General features: G+C 72.6%; 1 protein-coding gene. It reads right to left on the bottom strand.

What is annotated here, in order from left to right; genetic code table 11:
* Positions 1-9: 9 nt before the first annotated feature.
* Positions 10-23,580: a non-ribosomal peptide synthase/polyketide synthase gene (locus AB0B91_RS10515; protein ID WP_358318013.1), complete on the bottom strand. Its 23,571-nt coding sequence runs from the start codon at positions 23,578-23,580 to the stop codon at positions 10-12.

Raw genomic sequence — 23,580 nt, 5'->3', positions numbered from 1 at the left:
TTTCTGTTTTCACCGGGCAAGGTGCTGGCCGACAAGCGGGCCGAGGATCTCCAGAGTGCGGGTGTCCAGTAGTTCGGAATGCCCGCACTCGATGGCGAACGTCCGCAGCTCGCCCCCGACGTACCGGCTCCACTGGTCGGAGGCCGTCCCGGTGAACCCCTGCTCGGGCACGGTCGCGTCGACGAAGATCACGTCTCCGGGGAAGACGCCGTACTCGGCCCGCGCCATCATGCGGTCGCTGGCCAGGTAGTTCTCGACTACCTTCGCGATCTGCGCGTCCTCCAGCGCGGCGACGCCGCCGCCCAGCTCGCGGACGAACCCGACCGCGTCGGCGATGGACAACGTGTCGCGCCGCTCCTCCGGCACCTGGCAGCCCATCTCGATCAGCAGATCGGCGATCGCCGCGGGCCGGTCCCACGCTCCGGCGGGCCTCTCGGTGAGATCCCTTCGCGTGTCGAGCATGCCGAGGAACGTGACCTCACGTCCGTCGGCTATCAGCCGAATCGCCACCTGATGCGCCACCGCGCCCCCGAACGACCAGCCGAGCAGTCCGACCGGCCCTTCGGGGGCGGTCCGGCCGATCAGGTCGGCGTACTCGCCGGCCAGCGCGCTGATCGTGACGGGCAGGTCGGTGGTACGGCTCAGCAGGGGCGATTGCAGGCCGTAGAGCGGGACGTCCTGCGGCAGGTAGCGCTTGAGCCCGGCGAACTGCCAGCTCAGGCCGCTGGCCGGCGGCAGACAGAAGAGCGGCGTGCCCTCGCCGCCTGCCCCCAGGACCAGCAAGGGGGCCATCGCATCCTTGGCGGACGCGGCATCGCCGAGCCGGTGGGCGAGGGCGGCGGCCGTGGGGGCTGTGAACAGGTCCGCGATCGGGAGGGCGACGCCGAGGTCCCGGCGCAGGGCCGCGGCGAGCCGTACCAGCAGCAGCGAATGCCCGCCGAGGACGAAGAAGTCGTCGTCCACGCCGACCGAGTCGAGCCCCAGCACCTCCGCGATGACGGCGCAGACGGCCGCCTCGGTACGCGACCGCGGCTCTGTACGGGTGGCCAACCGGGCGAAGTCGACGTCCGGCAGTGCCGAGCGATCCACCTTGCCGTTCGGTGTGAGCGGCAACTCGTCGAGGACCGTCACGACCGCGGGCACCATGTACGCCGGCAGACGCTGGGCAAGGTAGTCCCGGAACTGGAGCGACGACACGACGTCACCGTCCCGCATCGGGGATGCGGTGTTGTCCGGGGTGACGTACGCCAGGATGTGGGTCTCGCCGCGCGAGTCCTGTCGCGCGACCACCGCGACCTGCCGGGCAGCGGGATGCTGGGCCGCGACCGACTCGATCTCGCCCAGCTCGATGCGGAAGCCGCGCACCTTGACCTGGTGGTCCGAGCGGCCGAGGAACTCCAGCGAGCCGTCAGAGGTCCAGCGAGCGAGGTCCCCGGTGCGATAGAGCCGGGCGCCATCGCCGAACGGATCGGCGACGAACCGGGCTGCGGTGAGGCCGTGACGTCCCAGGTAGCCGCGGGTGACCTGCGCCCCGCCGAGATAAAGCTCGCCGATGGCACCGGGAGGAACCGGGCACAGCTCCGCGTCCAGGAGGTGAGCCGTGGTGCCGGGCAGGGGGCGGCCGATCGTGGGACGGTCGCGCCAGCCGTCGTTCACAGGGGCGGCTGTGGCCCAGACCGTCGCCTCCGTGGGACCGTACAGGTTCGTTACGCTCTGAGCCCTTTCCGCCAGCTCCCCCGCGAGCGTGGTCGGCAGCGCTTCGCCACCGACCAACGCCCGCACGCCGCTGAGGTCGGTGTCCGGCGACTGTGCCAGCGCCGACCACAGCGACGGGGTCGCCTGCATGACTGTGACGCGTTCGGCCGCCGCCAGCGCGGCGAGGAGCCTCGGGTCGCGTACCTGCTCCTCCGTGGCCATCACCACGCACCCACCGGCGCGTAGTGGCGCCATCAGTTCGAGTACGGAGATGTCGAAGGAAAGGGTGGTGACGGCGAGCAGCCGGTCGGACTCGCCGATCGGGACGGCTGCGGCCACGGCGGCGAGGAAGGTCTCCAGGTCGCGATGGGTGACCACGACGCCCTTGGGCCTGCCGGTGGATCCCGAGGTGTAGATGACGTACGCCGCGGAGTCCGGGTCACGCGGAGCTCTGCGGAAGGCGTGCGTGGGTGTGCCGCCGACGTCAATCGGGTCCGGAACGCTCGGAGCCCCGTGGCGGGGACGGGCAGGTGTGCCGTCGATGTCCGTGCGGTTCGGATCGCTCGGAGCCGCGTGCCGGAGGTGTCCGAGCGAGCTGTCGAAGTTGATGAGTGTCGTGCCGTGGGGTATCGCGGGGAACAGTTGCCGCGATCGCTCGTCGGCGACCACAACGGCGGGCCGGGCGTCGTCGATCATGAATCGCAGCCGCTCGGCCGGGAACGCGGGATCGAGCGGCAGGTACGCCGCTCCCGCCTTGGCGACGCCCAGTACCGCCACCAGCAGGTCGGCCGAGCGCGGCAGGGCGAGCCCGACCAGGCTCTCCGGACCGGCGCCGAGGTCGGCGAGCCTGGCGGCGAACGCGTTGGAGGCCGCGTCGAGCTCGGCGTAGCTCATCGTCCGGCCGCCGGACACGCAGGCGTCCACGTCGGGTGCCGCCTTCGCCCGCGCGGAGAACCGCACGTCCCAGGGCAGGCCATCGGATGCCACCGGCCCGCCGGACCGCCACCGGGAGAGGTCGTCGAGGTCGCCCGCGGCGAGTACCGGGACCGTGCCGGTCGGCTGTTCCGGCCGGACCGCGAGCTCGCCAAGCAGCACGATGAGGCGGTCGAGCAGGCGCCGCGCGGTGCCGTCGTGGAAGCGTGCGGCGTCGTACTCCAGGATGATGTCGACCGGCTGTCGCGGGCCGGCGTCGACGAAGGTGAAGTTCAGGTCGACTTTCGGGTCGGAGAGGTACGCGGGCGTGTCGCCCGTGGGCAGGCCCAGGGCGGTGTCGTGGCCGGTCTGCCGGTGCAGGAAACCGATCATCACCTGGAACAGCGGGTTGCGTCCGTGTTCGCGTACCGGATTGACCACCTCGACGACCTGCTGGAAGGGCACGTTGGCGTGCTCGAACGCGGCCAGGTCGGTCTCGCGTACCCGGCGCAACAGCTCGGTGAAGGACGGCGAGCCGGAAAGGTCGGCGCGCAGGACGACGGTGTTGACGAAGAAGCCGACCAGGTCGTTCAGCACCGCGTCGGCGCGGCCCGAGGTCGGGCTGCCGATCGGGACGTCAGTGCCAGCGCCGAGGCGGTGCAGCAAGGTGGCGAGTGCGGCGTGCAGCACCATGAACAGGCTCGCCGACTCGGCCCTGCCCAGCTCCCGCAGCGGGTCGATCAGCTCCGGCGAGAGCGGCACGGACACTTGACCGGCCCGGCGGACGTCACGAGTCTGATCGGCTCGACGAGCGTCACGAGTCTGATCGGCTCGACGAGCGTCACGAGTCTGATCGGCTCGACGAGCGTCACGAGCCTGGTCGGCTCGGCGGGCGTCGCGGGCCTGCCGGGGCCGGTCGGCCGGGAGGGGGATCTCGTCCGGTAGGCCGCGCAGGTGCTCCTGCCAGTAGGTCCGTTCGGTGGCGTGCCTGCTGGCCGGGTTGGCGGGGTCGCCGAGCAGTTCGCGCTGCCAGAGGGTGTAGTCCGCATACTGCACCGGCAGCGGCTCCCAGCGTGGGGCGTGACCGGCCTGCCGGGCGGCGTAGGCGGTGTCAAGGTCGCGCAGCAGCGGCCGGTCGGACCACTCGTCCATCGCGATGTGGTGCAGGATCAGGGCCAGCACGCTGTCCCCGGTGTCCTGCTCTTGGATCAGGGTGACCCGCAACGGCGGGTCCGCGGCCAGGTCGAAGGGGCGGGCCACCGCCGCCGACACCGCGTTCCCGGTCTCGGCGGCCGGGCGGTCCACGACCGTGACGGAGATCGGGGACGGGTCGAGTACGTCCTGGACCGGCTGGTCGTCGATGACCGTGACCAGCGTCCGCAGCACCTCGTGCCGCGCCACCACGTCGCCGAGCGCGGCCCGGAGGGCGTCGTGGTCGACGGAGCCGCGGAGGCGGACGAGCAGCGGGTAGTTGTACGCCGTCGAGGTGGGGTCCAGTTGCTGGAGCAGCCAGAGCCGTTCCTGCGCCGCCGACAGGGGCGGGCGCTCGATCCGCGGGCGGGAGACGAGCTCGGGAGGTGTGGTCCCGGCTCGGTCGGCGAGACGGGCGGCCAGGCGCGCGGGCGTGCGCGTGTCGAACAGGTCGCGCAACGACAGCTCGACGCCCAAACCCGCCCGCACCAGCCCGAACAGCTGGATGGCGAGCAGAGAGTGCCCACCCCGATCGAAGAAGTCGTCCTCGGCCCCAAAACCGCCGAGACCACCCGGTTCTCCGACGCCGAGTACCTCGCCGAACAGCTCGCACAGCCGCCGTTCCAGCTCCCCCGCCGGCGCCCTCGAACTCGACGGCAGCGACCGCGGCGCCGGCAGCGCGGCGGTGTCCAGCTTGCCGTTGATGGTCAGCGGCAGCGCCTCCACGACCGCGAAGGCCGACGGCACCATGTATCCGGGCAGCAGCGACTTCAACTCGCGATGGACGGCCACCAGCAGCGAGTCCTCATCACCGGGCTCCTCAGGAACGACATAGGCCACCAACCATTTGCCGCCCGACGGACCAGGAACGGCGAGCACCGCGCTCTGGTGCACGCCCGGCCGGGCCGTCACGACAGCCTCGACCTCCGCCGGCTCCACCCGATAACCGCGGATCTTGACCTGATCGTCAGTGCGGCCCAGGAAGTCGAGGTTCCCGTCGGCACCGGCTCGCACCAGGTCGCCGGTACGGTACATCCGCCCACCGGACACGTACGGATCCGCCACGAACCGCGAGGCGGTCAACCCGAACCGGTCGAGATATCCACGCGCCAGCCCCGCCCCGCTGATGTAGAGCTCGCCGGGCACGCCCGCGGGCACCGGCCGGAGGGCGGCGTCCAGTACGTAGCCGCGGGTGTTCCAGATGGGCCGCCCGACCGTGGTGCCCGCGCTGTCCTCGGTGCCCGCTCCGAGGGTGTTGATCGTGTACTCGGTCGGACCGTACAGGTTGTAGCCATCCACCCCCTCGGCCTCGCGCAGCGCGGTCCACAGCGTCTGCGGCACCGCCTCGCCGCCGAGGAGCACCAGAGCCGGACGGTACGAACCGGGCGGCCCCCCGAACCGCGCGCCGTCGAGCAGCCCCTGGTCGAGCAGGTGCTGGGCGTAGGTCGGTGTCACATTCACGACGTCGACGCGGTGCCGGTCGCAGTAGGCGACGAGCGCGCGGGCGTCACGGCGCAGCTCCTCGTCGCAGATGTGTACGTGATGGCCTTCGACCAACCACAGCAGTTCCTCCCACGACATGTCGAAGGAGAACGAGACCGTGTGGGCGATCGTGAGGATCCGGTTCCTGGCGGCGGCGATCGTGGGGGCGAAGATGGCCTCGCGATGGTTGAGCTGCATGTTGGTCAGCCCCCGGTACGGCGTGACCACGCCCTTGGGCCGTCCCGTGGAGCCGGAGGTGTAGATGACGTACGCCGGGTGGTCGAGCCGTCCCGGCCTGCCGGGGGCGAATTCGCCCAGTTCGCGGTCCTCGATCGGCTCCGACGATCCGGTACGCGCGGCGGCGCCGTCCAGGCAGAGCACCGGCACCGGGTGAGAGGCGAGCCGAGGGGCCACCGCCTCGGTGGTGACCAGCAGGACCGGCCCCGCGTCGGCCAGCATCGCCAGCAGGCGGTCGTCGGGATGGTCCAGTTCGAGGGGGAGGTAGGCGGCTCCGGTACGGAGGACCGCGAACAGCGCGGCCACCATGTCGATGGATCGGGGCACGGCCAGCGCGATGATCCGCTCGGGGCCCGCGCCCCGGTCGAGCAGCAGGCGGGCGAGCTGGTTCACGCGCGCGTCGAGTTCGGCGTAGGTCAGTGTCCGCGTGCCGGAGGTGAGGGCCGCGGCGTCCGGTGTCCGCCGGGCCTGGGCGCCCATCAGCTCCGCGATCGTCTCGGCGCCGATGGGATGGGTGACCGTGTCCCATCCGGCCTCAAGCTCCGCGAGCTCGTACGGGAGCAGGACGGGAACATCGGCGACCGTCGAGGCGGGCTGCTCCGAGAGGTGGAGCAGCACCTGCTCCAGCCGGGACAGCAGCGCCCGCGCCTGTTCCGGCGCGACCACGTCGGCACGGAACTCCAGCCGCACCGCCAGCCGCGCCCCCGGCGTGGCCACCCAGGTGAGCGGGTAGTGCGTCGCGTCCACGCTCTCCACGCCGACGATGCCGTGTTCCTCCTCCAGATCGGTGAAGGTGTCGTCGTCGAGGAAGTTCTGCAGGACGTACAGGCTGTCGAAGAGCTGGTCGCGGCCCGCCGCGCGCTGGATGTCGCCCAGGCCGAGGTACTCGTGCGGCATCATCTCCACGCGGTCGGCCTGCACGCGCCGCATGACCTCCAGCACGGGTTCGGCCGGGGTCAGGCGTACGTGGACGGGAACGGTGTTGAGGAAGACCCCGATCACCGCGTCGATGCCGTCCAGCTCGGTCGGCCGTCCGGCGACGGTCGTACCGAACACGGCCTCCTGCCGTCCCGAGGCATGGCTCAGCACCATCGCCAGCGCCGTGCTGAGCATCGCGTTGAGTGTCACCCCAGCGCGACGCGCCTGCTCGGCGACGCGACCGGTCTGCTCCCGGCTCAGCCGGAACGACAGGCTGGTCGCCAGCACCGGCGCGGTCCCCGCGGCCGCCGGGAACAGGATGGTCGGCTCCTCCAGCCCGGCGAGCGCCCGCCCCCAGGCCCGCGCCGACGCGTCCGCGTCCTGCCGGGCCAGCCAGGCAAGATAGTCGGTGAACGTCGCCGCCTCCGCACCGGGCGACGGCCGTCCCGCCTCGCGACCTGCCGCTGTCTCCGCGTCAGACGAGGACGGTCCGACCGTGCGGCCTGTTGCTGTCTCCGCGTCAGACGAGGACGGTCCGACCGTGCGGCCTGTTGCCGTCTCCGCGTCTGGCCGCTGGGCGGGGTGGCCGTCGCGGGCAAGGGCGTACTCGCCGAACAGCTCGCGCAGGACCAGCTCCCGCGACCACCCGTCCCACAGCAGCAGGTGGTACGTGAGCAGCAGCCGATCGCGCCCGCCGGGCAGGCGGACCACGCTCAGGCGGCACAGCGGCGGCCGGGCCAGCTCGAACGGCCGGCGACGGTCCTCCTCCATCAGCGCCCGGAGCCGATGGTCGTCCTTCTCGTCTGACAGGTCCACCACGTCGACCGAGCTGTCCAGGCCGGTGCCGACCAGGGCTACGGGCCGGGTCGTGCCCTCGGCGGTGAAGCCGAGCCGCATGGCCGCGTGACGATCGAGCACGGCGGCGTACGCGTGGCGGAGGGCTTCGACATCAAGCCGTCCGGCGAAGTCGAACGCGTTCTGCGCCACGTACACGTCGGCGTCGCCCGCGTAGCCCGCCTGGAAGTACAGGCCCTCCTGGAGCGGCGACAAGGGCCAGATGTCCTGTACGGCGACCGGGGCCGCGGCGAGCACCCGGTCGACCTCATCGGGGGTGAGGGTGGGGTGGTTCAGCGCGGTGGAGCCGCTCAGCGCAGTGGGGTCGCTCAGCGCAGTGGGGTCGCTCAGCGAGCCGGGCCGGGCCGAGTGGTCCGCTCCACGTTCGCGGCCATGGCCAGGCGACGCGGCGGCCAGCTCGCGCGCGGCCGCGGCCCAGGCGTCGGCGAGCGCGTCCACGTCGTTCGCGCCGAGGCCGCCGTCCGCATAGGTGAACACGGCGTGCAGCTCGGGCCCCGCCGCCATGTCGTGGCAGGCGACGTTGATCTCCAGCAGGTACGGCGTGCCCAGGTCCGGGTCCGGGTGCACCCGCAGCGCCTCCGCCTCGGGCGCCGTGTCCCAGTCGCCGGATCGCCCGGCGGGGAATCGGCCGAGGTAGTTGAACAGCAGCTGGGGTGTTCCCAGCCGGGCGAGCGCGGGGGCGGTGCGCGCGTTGCAGTAACGCAACTGCCCGTACCCGAGCCCACCGTCCGGAACGGCCCGCAGCACTTGGCACACGTCGCCGAGCACGGCGGTGACCGCACCGGAGACGGCGGGCAGCCGCACGGGGGCGATGGCGGTGAACCACCCCACGGTCCTGGACAGGTCCTCACCGTCCGCGACCTCTTCGCGCCCGTGCCGTTCCAGGTCGATCACCAGCGGCGCCGCAGGGTCACCGCCACGCGCCACCCGCCAGCGCGAGACCGCGACATGCAACGCGGCAACGAGCACATCGGTCACGTCGGCCACTGGAGCGGCTGGCCCAGCCGACGCGGTCGCCGACACAGCCGTCCCAGCCGACGCGGTCATCGGCACGGCTGTGAGCAGCGGGCCGGTCACCTCGGCGGGCAGGCGTACGACGTGGTCGCGGGTTCGGCCTGCGGTCAGGCCGATGGTCGGGGTCACCGGGTCGAGTTCGGCGCCCGGAGCCAGGGTGGTCGTCCAATGGTCGAACTCGGCGAGCCTGGCCGCCTGGGTGGCGTTCTCGGTGATGGACCGGGCGAAGGCGCGCAGGGACGTGCCGACCGGTTCGAGCCGCACCTGTTGCCCGGTGCTCACGGCTTCCCACGCCTGTCGCAGGTCGTCGACCAGGATCCGCCACGAGACCCCGTCGACCACCAGGTGATGCGCGACGAGCAGCAGCCTGCCCTGCTGCTCGGGCCCCCGGTCGAACCACACCGCCTGCAACACATCGCCGTTGTCGGGATCCAGCCGGTCGGCGGCGGCGTCGGACTCGGCGGCGATCAAGGCGCGCAGGGCGTCCTCGTCGAGACCCACCGCATCGACCGAGGTCACGGCGGGATCGGGAACGTCGGCGGCCGGACGGGCCTCCAGGGACCACAGCAACGGAGACGGCCGGTTCAGCCGCAGCCGGAGCGCGTCGTGCCGCCCGACCAGCGCGCGGATCAGCATGACGACCTGCTCGTGGGTGGCGCCCTGCGGGGTGGGCAGCAGCTCGGACTGGTTCAGCCGGGAGATCCGCCCGCCCAGCTCGGCCAACCGGTGCACGATCGGCATCAGCATGACCTCGCCGACCCCATCGGACACGGCCTCATCCGGCTCCCGGTCAGGTCCGGCGGCCGACTCCCGGCCAGTTCCGGTGTCCGCGTCGGAGGGCCCGATCGCGTCGGCGAGCGCGGCCGGCGTGCGGTGGATGAACACGTCCCTCGGGGACAGTCGCAATGACCGGCGCCGGGCCAGGTTGACGAGCTGGATCGCGATGATGCTGTCGCCGCCGAGCACGAAGAAGTCGTCCTCAGGCCCGACGTCGTCCAGACGCAGCACCTCCGCGTACAGCGCCCGCAGAACGACCACAGGCGACGCTCCCCCAGCAGAGACCTCGACCTGGGCGACCGGGAGTCGGCCGGCAACCACCGCCCGCGTGGTCTGCGGAACGGGCAGGGCCTCGCGGTCAAGCTCACCGGTATCCAAGGTCGCCGATACGGGCAGGGTGGGCTCGCCGACAACCACCGCCCGAGCGGTCGCCGGAGCGGGCAAGGCGTCGCAGTCGAGTTTGCCGTTGACCGTCAGTGGCAGCGCGGAGAGTGACACGAACGTCGCCGGAATCATGTAGAAAGGCAGCCTCTCAGCCAGCTGGGCATGAGCCTCGGCGGCACCGACGCGCCCCCCGTCCCGCGCGACCAGGTACGCCACGAGCCGCCGCCGGCCGGGCTCGTCCTCGCGCACGATGACGGCGGCGTTCACGACTCCGTCCAGTGTCAGCAGCGCGGACTCGATCTCGCCGAGTTCGATGCGGTACCCCCGTACCTTCACCTGCTGGTCGGACCGGCCCAGGTAGACCAGGTCGCCGTCGGGAGTCCACCGCGCGAGGTCGCCGGTGCGGTAGAGCCGCCCGCCGGAGGCGTCGGCGACGAACCGTTCGGCGGTCAGGCCGGGGCGGTCGAGGTACCCGCGGGCCAGCTGGTCACCCGCGACGTAGATCTCGCCGGTGACGCCCGGCGGGACCGGCTGGAGACGGCGGTCGAGCACGTGTACGCCGAGGCCGGGCAGCGGCCCGCCGATGACGCTGTCGCCGTTCGCGTCGTCCGAGGTCAGAGCCCGGAACGACACGTGCACGCAGGTCTCGGTGATGCCGTACATGTTCACCAGCAGCGGTGCTTGGCGGTCGTACCACGGGGCCAGGCGGGCGAGGTCCAGCGCCTCGCCGCCGAAGATCACGTACCGGAGGGCGAGCTCGCCCGGCCGCCCGCGTTCGGCCTCGATCAGCGGGTAGAACGCGGACGGGGTCTGGTTCAGCACGGTCACGCGCTCGCGTTCCAGCAGGTCCAGGAAGCGTCGCGGGTCGCGCGCCACATCGTGGGCGACGACCACCAGGCGCCCGCCGTACAGCAGCGCGCCCCACAGCTCCCACACCGAGAAGTCGAACGCGTACGAGTGGAACATGGTCCACACATCGTCCGGACCGAACTCGAAAAGCTCCTCAGCCGCCGCGAACAGCGACAGCACATTGCGATGGGTCACCGTCACGCCCTTGGGCCGCCCCGTCGAACCCGAGGTGTAGATGACATACGCCGCGTTGTCCGCGCTCAGCGGTACCGGCCGCGGCGGGGCGGTGGAGTGGCCCGCGATGACCTCCGGGTCGTCCAGCAGCATGACCGGCACCGTGGCAGGGGGCAGCGAGCCCAGCGTCGCGCTGTCGGTCAGCAGGCGTACGGGGTTCGAGTCGGCGAGGATGTATGCGAGCCGTGCGGCCGGGGCGCCGATGTCCAGCGGTACGTAGCAGCCGCCCGCCTTGACGATCGCGAGCAGCGCCACGACGAGGTCGGCCGAGCGCGGCAACGCGACGGCGACCCGCGACTCCGGCCGTACTCCTCCGGCGATCAGCGCGCGGGCCATCCGGTTGGCGGCCGCGTCCAGTTCGGCGTGCGTGAGCGAAACATCGCCCGAGGTGACGGCGATGGAGTCCGGCCGGACCGGGGCGGCGGCGTACGCGCCCGCGAGCGTCGCACCGTCCTCCACCCGTGCCACAGCCGCCCCGGACGACACCACTGAAGCGACCGGCAGGTCAGGGGCCGTGGCCAGTTGGTCGAGCACGCGCGCCACCTGGTCCAGCAGCCGCCGGGCCGCCCGCTCCCCGACCAGCTCGACGTCGTACTTGATCTCCAGCGTCAGCCGCTCACCGGGAAAGGCCACCAGCGACACCGGATAGTGCGGCGAATCCGTCCCGGTGAAGCCCCGCACGCTCAGCCCATCCCGGCTACCGTCCCGCACAGCGGGGAAGTTCTCCACCACGACCATCGTGTCGAAGAACTCCCGGACACCAGCGACGGCGGCGAGCTCGCCGAGCCCCACCTGCTGCACGTCGAGCAGGTCCGTCTGCTGCTCCTGCAGCTGCGCGAGCACCTCGTGCAGCGAGTCCCCGGGACTCCAGGACATGGGCACCGGAATGGTGTTGATCAACAGACCGACGATCGACTCGACGCCGGGCAGCTCCCCGCCCCGTCCCGACACCGTGGAGCCGAAGACCACCCGCTCCTGCCCGAGCAGGCCGCCGAGCAGCAGACCCCAGGCGCCGTGCACGAACGTACTGAGGGTCACCCCCTGCTCGCGAGCGGCCTCGACCAGGGCGGCCGTGCGCTCGGCGGGCAGCGCGACGTGGACGCTGTCATGCCGGGAGACCTTCTCGACAGCGCTGCCGAACAGGCGGGTGGCCGAGCCGATGCCGGACAGCGCGCGGGCCCACACGCCGCGAGCGTGTGCCCGGTCCAGGCCGGCCACCGCCTCGACGTGGTCGCGGAACGTCACCGCCGGAGCGGGCAGCTCGTACCCGGCTCCGGACCGGCCCCGCTCGTAGGACTCGATCACGTCCCCGAACATCAGCGGGTACGACCACCCGTCGGCGAGGATGTGGTGCATGGTCTCCACCAGCCGGTGGTCGGTCCGGCTGAGCGAGACCAGGGCATACCGCAGCAGGGGCGCGGTTGCCAGGTCGAAGGGCTCGGCCAGCTCGGCGGCCGTGACCTCGGCCAGCCGTTCGCGCGCCGCCTCATCGCCGAGACCGGTCAGGTCCACCTCGTGCCACGGTACGTCCACCCCGTCGGCGATCACCTGGACCACCCGGCCGTCGGCCAGCTCACGGAAGCAGGCGCGCAGGGCGTCGTGACGGTGGACCACCGCCTCCACGGCGCGGCGGAGCGCCGCCGGATCGACCGGGCCGGACAGCTCGGCCACCTGCTGCACCACGTACGTGTCGGTGTGGTCCTCGGCGAAGGACGCGTGGAAGTACATGCCCTGCTGCAACGGCAGCAGCGGGAGCACGTCCCGCACCCCGGACGGCGCGAGCCGGTCCACGTCCCCCTGGGTCAGCTCGACCAGCGGGAAGTCGGAAGGGGTACGCCCGGCGAGCTCGGCACAGCGGGTCAGCGCGGTCAGCGCGGCCATCCACAGCTCGGCCAGCCGACCCACCTCATCGGCCGTCATGACGCCGGACGGCCAGGACAGCGTGGCCGAGAACACCGTGCCCGCCCGCCCGTCCCGGGCCAGCGCGTTGATCTCCAGCCCCATCGCGGGGTTGCTCGGGTGGACGCCTTCGCGCAGCGCGCCCGCCGCCGCCCAGTCCCCGCCCTCGTCGGCGGCGAACCGCCCCAGGTAGTTGAACAGGATCTGCGGCGGCTCGCCCCGCAGGTCCGCCTCGCCGTCGAGGTAGCGCAGGATCCCGTACCCAAGCCCTTGCCGGGGCACGGCGCGGAGCTGCTCCTTGACCCGCTTGGCCGCCGCCGCGAGGGCGGCGCCCGCCTCGGTGACCTCGGCCCAGCGCAGCGGTCCCGGGTCGAGGCATACGGGGTAGATGGCGGTGAACCAGCCGACCGTGCGGGAAAGGTCCACGTTGTCGAGAGCGTCACGGCCGTGGCTCTCCAGGCTGAGGACCACGGCGCTCGCGCCGCGCCGCCACTCGGCGAGTGCGGTGGCGAAGCCGGTCAGCAGGACGTCGTTGACGCCGCCGTGCATCGCGGCGGGCACGGCCGACAACAGGGCCGTGCTCACCTCGGCGGGCAGCGAGACCGTCAGCGATTCCACGGTGGCGGCCGTGTCGATCACCGGGTCGAGCGGGCGCGTGCCCAACCAGGGGTCCTCGGTGGCGAGGACGGCCCGCCAGTGGTCGAGCTCGTCGCGGAACGTACCCCGCTCGGTCGCCTCCTCGACCAGCTTCGACCAGGTACGGAAGGAGGTCGGCACCTCGTCGGGCACCGGCTCGCGGCCCGCCCGTACCTCCGCCCAGGCCCGCGCGAGGTCGTCGGCGAGCACCCGCCAGGAGACGCCGTCGATCACCAGGTGGTGGATGATCAGCAGCAGCCGGCCGGGCCCGGACTCGCCGGCGAACCACACCGCCCGCAGCATGACCCCGCGCTCGGGGTCGAGGCCGTCGGCAGCCCGCCCGGTGACCTCCTCCACGTCGGCCGAGCCGTCCACCCTGGTGAGCGCGTCCGCCGCGCGGAACGCCGCCGGCGGCGGCACCGACAGCGCCCATGCGGCGCCGTCGCGATCGAGCCGGGCCCGCAGCAGATCGTGGCGTTCGCCGACGGCCTGGAGCACCCGCTCCAGTTGCTCGTGGGTCATGCCGGCCGGGGTGCGGAGGATCATCGACTGGTAGAAGCGCTCCAGCGGCGTACCCGCCCGCATCGTCTCGGCCAGCATCGGGGTGAGCGCGACCGTACCCTCGCCGCTGTCCCGCGGTCCGCTCAGGCGGGCCTGGGGCGCGGCGGCGGCCAGCGCCCGCACGGTGCGGCGGCGGAAGACGTCGCGCGGGGTGAGGTGCAGGCCCGCCTTGCGTGCGCGGCCGGTCACGGCGATCGAGGAGATGCTGTCGCCGCCGAGGGCGAAGAAGTCGTCGTCGATGCCGACCCCGGCGAGGCCGAGCACCTCCGCGTAGATGGCGCACAGGGTTCGCTCGCGGTCGTCGCGCGGACCGTCGCCGCCGCTGACGGGTGCCACGGGCTCGGGCAGCGCGGCGACGTCGAGCTTGCCGTTGACCGTCAGCGGCAGCTCGCCGACGATGCCGTACAGCGCGGGGACCATGTAGCCGGGCAGCCGCTCGGCCAGCGCGGCCCTCAGGTCCGCGACGAGGGCGCTCTGGTCGGCCCCCTCCGCCGGCACCACGTACGCGACCAGCTTCTTCAGCCCGGTCACCGCCGAGTCGGTACGGGCGATGACCGCGGCCTGCCGGACCTGCGGCAACGCGGTCAGGGCCGACTCCACCTCGCCGAGCTCGACCCGGTAGCCGCGGATCTTCACCTGGTCGTCGACGCGGCCGAGGAAGTCGAGGTTGCCGTCGCGGCGCTGCCGTACGAGGTCCCCGGTCCGGTACATGCGCCCGCCGGGCACGAACGGGTCCGCCACGAACCGCGACGCGGTCAGGTCCGGCGCGTGCAGATAGCCGTGCGCGAGCCCCGCGCCCGCCACGTAGAGCTCGCCGAGCACTCCCGGATGGACAGGGCGCAGCCAGGCGTCGAGCACGTACGCGCGGGTGTTCCAGATCGGGCGGCCCACGGTCGGCGTGGCGCTGTCGCCGGTGCCCGCGCCCAGCGTGTTGATCGTGTACTCGGTCGGGCCGTACAGGTTGTAACCCTCGGCGCCGCCGGGCTCGCTCAGCCGGTACCAGACGGCTTCGCTGACCGCCTCGCCGCCGAGCAGCACCAGGCGGGGCGGGTGGCCGTCCCGGTCGAGCAGCCCCTCCTCGAACAGGTGGTGGGCGTACGTCGGGGTCACGTTGATCACGTCGATGCGGTTCGCGCGGCAGTAGGCGGCCAGGGCGGCGGCGTCCCGGCGCAGCTCCTCGTCGCAGATGTGCACCTCGTGGCCCTCGACGAGCCACAGCAGCTCCTCCCACGACATGTCGAAGGAGAACGACACCGTGTGCGCGATGCGCAGCCGGTCCCGCCCGGTGCTCCGGGCGCGGGCGACGACCGGATCGAAGATCTCGGCCCGGTGGTTGAGCTGCATGTTGGTCAGGCCGCGGTACGGCGTGACCACGCCCTTGGGGCGGCCGGTGGAGCCGGAGGTGTAGATGACGTACGCCGGATGCTCCAGCCTGCCTGGCACCGTGGCGGCGAACGCCCCCAGCTCCGCGTCACTCAGCGGATGCGCGGGCAGCGTGTCGTCGGGCACCAGGCATTCCCCGCCCAGCCGCCGCTGCGCCTCGGCCAGCGGTGTGGCCGTGTCGGCGCAGACCAGCAGCACCGGCCGCGCGTCGTCGAGCATGTCGGCGAGCCGGTTCACGGGGTGGTCGAGGTCGAGCGGCAGGTAGGCGGCGCCGGTACGCAGGACGGCGAAGAGCGCGACCACCATCTCGACGCCGCGGGGCAGGCCGAGCGCCACGATCCGGCCCGGTCCCGCGCCCTTGGCCAGCAGCAGCCGGGCGCAGCCGTTGATCCGGCCGTCCAGCTCGGCGTAGGTCAGCGACAGCTCCCCGAACACCAGGGCGATCTCGTCCGGACAGCCCTTGGCCCGCTCGGCCAGGAGGTCGGCGATGGTGGCCGAGCCGATCGGATGCTCCGTGGCCGCCCACTGCCCGGCCAGTTCGGCGTGCTCCTCGTCGAGCAGCGGGTCGAGCGCGCCCGCCTGGACCGACAGGCCGCCGGCGAGCGACTCCAGCAGCCGCCTGAAGCGCCGGACCAGCCGCCGCGCGTCCTGCTCCGCCACCACGTCCGGCCGGTATTCGAGCTTGATCCGCAGGTTGGCGCCGGGGGTCAGCACCCAGGTGAACGGGTAGTGGGTGGTGTCGACGTACTCCACTCCGACGATGCCCTGCTCGCGTTCCAGCTCGGTGAAGGTCGTGTCGGACAGGAAGTTCTGCAGGACGTACAGCGTGTCGAAGAGCTGCTCGTGTCCGGCGGCCCGCTGGATGTCGCCGAGTCCCAGGTACTCGTGCGGCGCGAGCCCGATGCGGTCCTCCTGCGCCCGGCGCGCCAGCTCGATCACCGTCATGTCGGGCGAGGCGGCCACCCGGGCCGGGACGGTGTTGAGGAACAGGCCGATCACGTCCTCGATCCCCGGCAACTGGGTGGGCCGGCCCGCGACCGTCGTACCGAACACGACGTCGGTCCGCCCGGTCTCATAGCCGAGGAGCAGGCCGAGCGCGGCGGTCAGCAGCGAGTTGAGCGTGACCCCGTCGCGCCTGGCCTGCTCCCCCAGCCGGGTGGTCACCTCGGCCGGGAGTGCAGCCAGGACGCGTTCCGACGGGATCGGCTCCCGGCCGGCCGCCTCCGGGACCAGGATGGTCGGCTCGGAGACGTCGGCGAGCGCGGCGGCCCAGGCGGCGGTGGAGGCGTCGCGGTCGCGGGCGGCGATCCAGGCGAGGTGGTCGGTGAACGCCGCCCGCGCCAGCGGCAACGCGCCGCGTTCCCCCCGGGAGTCGTAGAGCGCGAACAGCTCGCGCAGCACCAGCTCGCGCGACCAGCCGTCCCAGAGCAGGAAGTGCGCGGTCAGCAGCAGCCGGTCCCGGCCGCCGGGAAGGCGTACGACGGTCAGCCGGGCCAGGGGCGGCCGGGTGAGATCGAACGGCTCCTCCCGGTCGGAGCGCATCAGCTCCGCGAGCGCGTCCCCGGAGCCGGTGGACAGGTCCACGACCGCGACCTCGGCCGGGACCTCGGCGCCGATGTACTGCACGACGCCGGGGACGCCGTCACCGGTGAACCCGGCGCGCAGCGTGGGATGGCGTCGCAGCAGCGCCGCGAACGCCGTGGTCATGGCCTCGGCGTCGAGACGGCGGTCGAAGTCGAACACGTTCTGCGCGATGTAGGTGCCGGCGCCCTCGGAGAAGGCCGCCTGGTAGTAGACGCCCTCCTGGAGGGGGGACACCGCCCAGATGTCGGCCACCGGAACCGGGCTGACCGCCACGACGTGGTCGATCTCCGCCTGGGTCAGCGACACGGTCGTCAGCTCGGCGGGTCGCAGCCGGGGCGCCGGCTCGGCGACTCGCAGCGGTGCCGTCGGCTCGCCGCCTGCCAGGTGGGCCTCGATGGCGGAGGGGGTACGCATGCGGAAGATGTCCTCGGTGGTCAGTTCGATCCCGTCCTTGGCGAGCAGGCTGACGACGCGGATGGCCTGGATGCTGTCGCCTCCGGCCGTGAAGAAGTCGTCGTGGACACCGATGCCGTCGTGACCGTCGCGGCTGTCGCGGCCGAGCACCGTGCCGAAGTGGGCGCAGATCAGCGCCTCCCTTGGGGTGCGCGGGCGTCCGCCCCTGGCGGTCGGCTCGGGGGCGGGAAGCGCCCGGCGGTCTCGTTTGCCGTTGGGGAGCATTGGCAGGTGGTCCAGGATGGTTATCGTGGCGGGGACCAGGTACGGGGGTAGTTCGGCGCGTAGCGTCGCGCGGAGGGCGTTGGGGTCGATCTCCTCGCCGGGGGCGGCCACCACATAGGCGTGCAGAGAACGCGTGCCGCCGGTGTCTCCGCCCGTTGCGCGTACGGCGACCACGGCGTCCCTCACACCCGCGCGGCGCATCAGGGCGGCCTCCAGTTCGCCCGGCTCCACGCGGTGACCGTTGATCTTCACCTGGTCGTCGGCCCGGCCGAGGAACTCGACCCTCCCGTCCGCCGTCCACCGGCCGAGGTCGCCGGTGCGGTAGAGCCGGGCGCCCTCGGTGTACGGGTCGGCCACGAATCGGGTGGCCGTCGCACCGCCCTGGCCCAGGTAGCCGAGGGCGAGCTGGGCGCCACCGACGTAGATCTCCCCGACCGCGCCGGGCGGGACGAGGTCAAGGGCGGCATCCAGCAGATGGATCCGCGCCCCGGGCACCGGCGTCCCCAACGTCACCGGCCCCGCCGTGTCCACCTCACCCTGCAACACGTCACCCGCCACCTCCGACGATCCGTAGGAGTTGACGATCCGGGCACCGGGGGACGCCTGCCGGAGCGCGGTCACGCAGGCCTGGTCCAGCGGTTCCCCGCTGCAGATCCAGCGGCTGAGCGTCGCGAGCCGTTCCGGTTCCGTGTCCGCCAGCGCGCCGGCCAGACTGGGCACGGCGAGCAACTGGGTCGCCCCGGACCGCTCGACGAGCCCGGCCAGCGCGGCGCCGTCGGTGGCCTCCGTGGCGTCGGCGATGACCGTCGTCGCCCCCGCGACCAGACCCCCGAGCAGCTCCGTGGTGCCGTCGACAAAGCTCAGCGAGCTCTTCGCCACCCGAACATCGGCCACCCACTCCCGCGCGGCCCAGCCCAGCCGATTGGCAAGCGCCTCCTGCGTCCCGACGACCGCCTTCGGCCGCCCCGTCGAGCCGGAGGTGTAAACAACGGACACCGCATCCAGGGGGCCTGTTCTCGTTCCGTCGCCGGTGGTGTCCGTGTCGGCCGCCGCCCGTACAGTGAGCGTCGGCAGGTCGTGCGGCGGCAGCGACCTGGCGCTCGCGTCGTCGGTCAGCACGCACACCGGCCGCGCGTCCCCGAGCATGAACTCGATCCGGGCCGCCGGATAGCCGGGATCGACCGGCAGGTAGGCGGCCCCAGCACGCATGACGGCGAGCAGGGCCACGGCCATGTCCGCCGAGCGGCTCGTCGCCACCGCGACGATGTCGCCACGGCGCACACCCGCCCGGGTCAGTGCCATGCCCACCCGTCCGGCGCGATCGTCCAGCTCAGCGTAGGTGAGCGCGAGGTCGCCGCAGACGACGGCCGTACGCGCCGGGTGCCGGGCCACCTGCCCCGCGAACAGGTCCACAACCGTGGCGCCGGGCCGCCGCGCCGGGGCACCGGAACCGGCGGCCATCAGCCACTCGCGCTCCTCCCCGGTCACCAACTCGACCAGGTCGCAGGCCTGTTCGGCGTCCTCGGCGATGGCGGCAAGCACCATCTCGTACTGGCGGGCCAGCCGGGCCGCGACACTCGTACCGACTACCCGCCGATCGTGGGTCAGCGTGACGGCGATCCGCGCGCCCGGCTTGGCCATCAGCGTCACCGGGTAGTGAGGCGCCTCAACCGTGTGCACGGCGGCGATCTGGATCTCCCCTGCCGGGGTGGGCGGCGCCGGGTAGTTCTCGATGACCACGAGCGTGTCGAACAGCTCAGGCACACCCAGCCGCCGCTGCAGCCGGGCCAGCGAGACGTGCTCGTGCTCCACCACCTCGCGCCGGTCGCGGGCGAAGCGCCGTACCACGGTGGCTAGCGACTCGGCGGGACTCCACCGTACCCGCGCGGGAACCGTGTTGATCAGCAGACCGACCATGGAGTCGATACCCGCGACGTCGGCAGCCCCACGCCCGGAGACGGTCGAACCGAACGTCACGTCGGACCGACCTGCCAGCCGTCCGACGAGAATGCCCCAAGCGGCGCCGATGACCGCCCCGACCGTCAGCCCGTGCTCCCGCGCCCACGCGCTCACCCGGTCGCTGACCTCCTCGGACAGCTCCCGATCGACGCGCCCGAACCCACCGACCGCCTGCCCGGCAACCTGCCCGGCGACCTCTTCGGGAATGCCGAGTGCATCAGCGAGCCCGGTCTCGTCCGGAACGCCGAGCGCATCAGCGAGCCTGGTCGGCTCGTGCACGTCCGCCAGGGCGTCCGCCCACGCCTCGGTCGCCACGTCGGGGTCCTGTGCCGCCAGCATCCGCAGGAACTCCCGGTAATGGGGCGGCGCGGGCAGCGCCTCGGCCCGTCCCCCGGCCTCATAGAGCGCCAGCAGGTCGCGTAGGAGCAGCGGCACCGACCAGCCGTCGGCGAGGATGTGGTGCACGGTGTGGATCAGCACATGCCGCCGCTCACCCAGCCTGAGCAGCGCGTACCTCATGGACGGAGGCCGAGCCAGATCGAACGGCAAGGACCGCTCCGCCTCCGCGACGGCGGCCACCCGCGAGGCGGCACCCTCCGCGCCGAACCCGCCGAGATCCTCCACCCGCCACGGCACCGGCGGACGGCCTGCGATCACGGACACGACCTGCCCGTCGCCGACGGTGCGGAACGCCGCGCCCAGGTTGGGGTACCTGTCGATCAGCCGGTCCGCGGCCAGCCGTAACCGGTCGCCGTCCAGCGGGCCGGTGAGCTCGATGATCTGCTGGACGACGTACGGGTCAGTGTCGCGGGCGAAGGTGGCATGGAAGTAGAGGCCGGTCTGCAGCGGTGACAGGGGAAGCACCTCCCGGAGTTCCGGCGCCGCGGCCTCGATGGCGGCCACGTCGCTCGGCTCCAGGGCGACAAGGGGGAAGTCCGACGGGGTGTGTCCGGCGACCGTCTCGCTCGTGGCGATGCCGGTGAGCACCTGGGTCCACAGCTCGGCCAGCGCCCGCACCCGGCCGCCGTCGAGCACACCGCCAGGCCAGCTGAACCTCGTCTCCAGCACCGGTCCGTCGGCCGTGTCCACGGCGACCGAGTTGATCTCCAGCACACGCGGCAGCGGCATGCGCGGGTCACGCCGCTCGACGACGATCTCACCGCTACCGCCGCCACCATCACCGCCGTCGCCATCCGCACCGCCGTCGCCAACGGCCGTCCACTCCTCGGTAGAACCGGCCGCGAACCGCCCGAGGTAGTGGAACAGCACCTGCGGCGCGACGGCCAGGTCAGGACGGGGCTCGCCACCGAGGTAACGCAAGGCACCGTAGCTCAACCCCCGCCGGGGCACCGCCCGGAGTTGCTCCTTGACCGCCTTCACCGCGTCTCCGAGGGCGGCGTCGCCCGGCCCCGGATCGAGTACGGCCGGGAAGAGCGTGGTGAACCAGCCGAAGGTACGGGAGAGGTCGACGTCGCCGACCGCGTCTTCCTCCCGGCCGTGTCCCTCCAGTTCCAGCAGCACCTCGGACCCCGCGTCGGGGCAGTGGCCGGCCCGCCACCGGCCCAGGGCGATCGCCGCCGCCGCGACCAGGACATCGTTCACACCGCCGTGAATGGACGCGGGCACCGCGCCGAGCAGGCGGGCGGCACCGGGCGACGGGAGCGCGACCGTCAGCGACTCCTCGGCCGCCACCACGTCGCGGCCTGGGTCCAGAGGCCGCTCCCCCAACATCGGGTCGGGGGTGGCCGCCGCCCGCAGCCAGTACGCCTCGTCGGCGGCGAACGCGCCCGCGCGGGTACGGTCGCGCAGCAGTGTCGCCCACTGCCTGAACGAAGTGGGTACGCCGGGCAGCGACACCGCCCGCCCGCCACGAACCGCCGCCCATGCCTGTCCGAGATCCTCCAGGAGCACCCGGAGCGACACCCCGTCCACGATCACGTGATGGATCACCACCACGAGCCGGCCCTGCGCGTGCGCCCCGGCGTCCAGCCACACCAGCTCGACCATCCGTCCACCGGCCGGGTCAAGCCGTCGCGCCGCCGCCGTGACCTCCCTGGCGGCGACCGCCTCCACCGCCGCGGCGTCGCTGGTGGTCACGTCTACGCGAGTGATCACCTGGGCCGCTCGTGGCGAGCCCACCGGCTGGATCGACAGGGTCCAGGGAGCCGCGCCGTCGATCCGTGCCCGCAGCAGGTCGTGGGTGGCGAGTACGGCGTCGACGACGTGTTCGAGCTGGTCGGCGGTCATACCGGCAGGCGTGTGGACTGTCATCGACTGGATGAACCCGTCCATCGACGGGCCGGTGGCCTGGAGCCACTCGGTGATCGGGGTCGGGGGCACCTCGCCGACCGCGCCGGTGGCGGGGCCGGCGGTCGTGGTGACCTCGGTTACCGTGGCGGCCAGCGCGGCGGGGGTGGGATGGGCGAACAGGTCGCGCGCCCGCACCACGAGTCCCGCGTGCCGCGCCTGCCGGACCACGCCGATCGCGACGATGCTGTCACCGCCCAAAGCGAAGAAGTCCTCCTCCGCCCCCACCTCCTCGATGCCGAGCACCCGCGCGAAGATCTCGCACAGGGCACGTTCCCGGGCAGTCCGCGCCTCAAGCGCCGGTCCCTGCCCGGCCGATTCCAGCAAGCCGCGGCCGTCCACCGTCCGCGCCGACAGAGCCCGGCCATCCGCCCCCGGCTCCAGCAGGGCACCACCCGGCAGAGCGCGGCCGTCCGTCTTGGACGCCGGCACAGGGCGGCGGTGCGCTTGGGGTTCTGGGAGTGCACGGCGGTCCACCTTGCCGTTGGCCGTGAGCGGGAAGCGGTCCAGGACGACGAAGGCGCTCGGCACCATGTACTCGGGCAGCCGGTCGGCGCACCAGCGCCGTAGTTCCACGGCCGGGAGGTCGTCGTGGGAGGTCACGTAGCCGATGAGGTGTCGCGCGCCCGCCGAGTTCGTGCCCACGGTGACGGTCGCCTGGCGGACCCGCGGGTGCGTGGCGAGCGCCGCTTCCACTTCCTCCGGCTCCAGCCGCATGCCGCGGATCTTCACCTGGTTGTCCGCCCGCCCCACGAACTCCAGCGAGCCGTCGGCGTTCCAGCGCGCGAGGTCGCCGGTGCGGTACATCCGGGACCCGCCGTCACCGAACGGGTTGGCCACGAAACGGGAGCCCGTCAGCGCGGGGGCGTTGATGTATCCGCGCCCGAGCAGGAACCCCGCGGCGTACAGCTCGCCGGCCTCGCCCACAGGCAGCGGCTCCAGCCGGTCGTCGAGGACGTAGAGCTGGGTGTGCGGGTTCGGGCGGCCGATCGACGTCGCGATGCGTTCGGCGGTGTCGCGGTAGATGACGTGTGAGACGCCGATGGTCGCCTCGGCCGGGCCGTACCCGTGGTAGAGGGTCGTGGACAGCCGGCTCCGGAACCGGTCGAACAGCTCGGGGGTGAGCACCTCGCCACCGCACCAGACGTGCTTCAGTCCGGACAGCAGCGAGGTTCCTTGGGCCATCTCCAGAAGCGTGTCGAGCATCGACGACACCAAGTAGACGAACGTCACCCGCTCCCGCGCGATCAGGTCGAGCAGGTACTGGGGATCGCGTTCGCCGCCGGGCTCGGCGACCACCACGTAGCCGCCGGAGACGAGCGGAAGCAGGATCTCGTTGACCGAGATGTCGAACGACAGCGGCGCCTTGAACAGCGACGCGTCACCGGCCCCGAACCCGAGGATCTCCTCGACCTGCCACAGCAGCCGGGTGCTGATCGCCTCGTGCCGGATCATCGCGCCCTTGGGCTTGCCCGTGGAGCCGGAGGTGAACATCACGTACGCGAGCCGTCCCCCGCTGATGGGCGGCAGCGACGGCGGCTCGGCCGGCTCGTGACCGTAGTGCCAGGTGCCGAGGTCCACCTCAACGACGCAGTCACCGGTCTCCGCGCCGGGGGCGGCGATGACCAGGCCCGCGCCCGCCTCGGCCCGTACCTGGGCTCGGCGGTCCGCCGGCCAGGACGGCTCGACCGGCACGAAGGCGCCGCCCGCGACCATGACCGCCAGCACGGCGACGACCAGTTCGGCGGAGCGGGGAGTGGAGACGGCGACGACGTCTTCCGCCCGCAGGCCGCGTCCGCGCAGGTGGCGCGCGAGCTGGAAGACGTGCGTGCCCAGCTCGGCGTACGTCAGGCGGGCGCCGGGTGCCACGACCGCGAGAGCCTGCGGGGTCCGGCGTACCTGCGCGATGAACAGGTCGGCGACCGTGGTGATCGTCTCAGGTGTGGTCGCGTTGTTCCACCTGCGCAATGCCTCAAGTCGCTCCGCGATGCCGTCCTGACGTCCTGGGTTCACGGTATTCGCCAC

The sequence above is a fragment of the Nonomuraea sp. NPDC049141 genome (assembly GCF_040648415.1).
Classification (GTDB): Bacteria; Actinomycetota; Actinomycetes; order Streptosporangiales; family Streptosporangiaceae; genus Nonomuraea.
The sequence above is the reverse complement of the archived record's forward strand: the minus strand, read 5'-3'. Positions and strand labels throughout refer to the sequence as shown.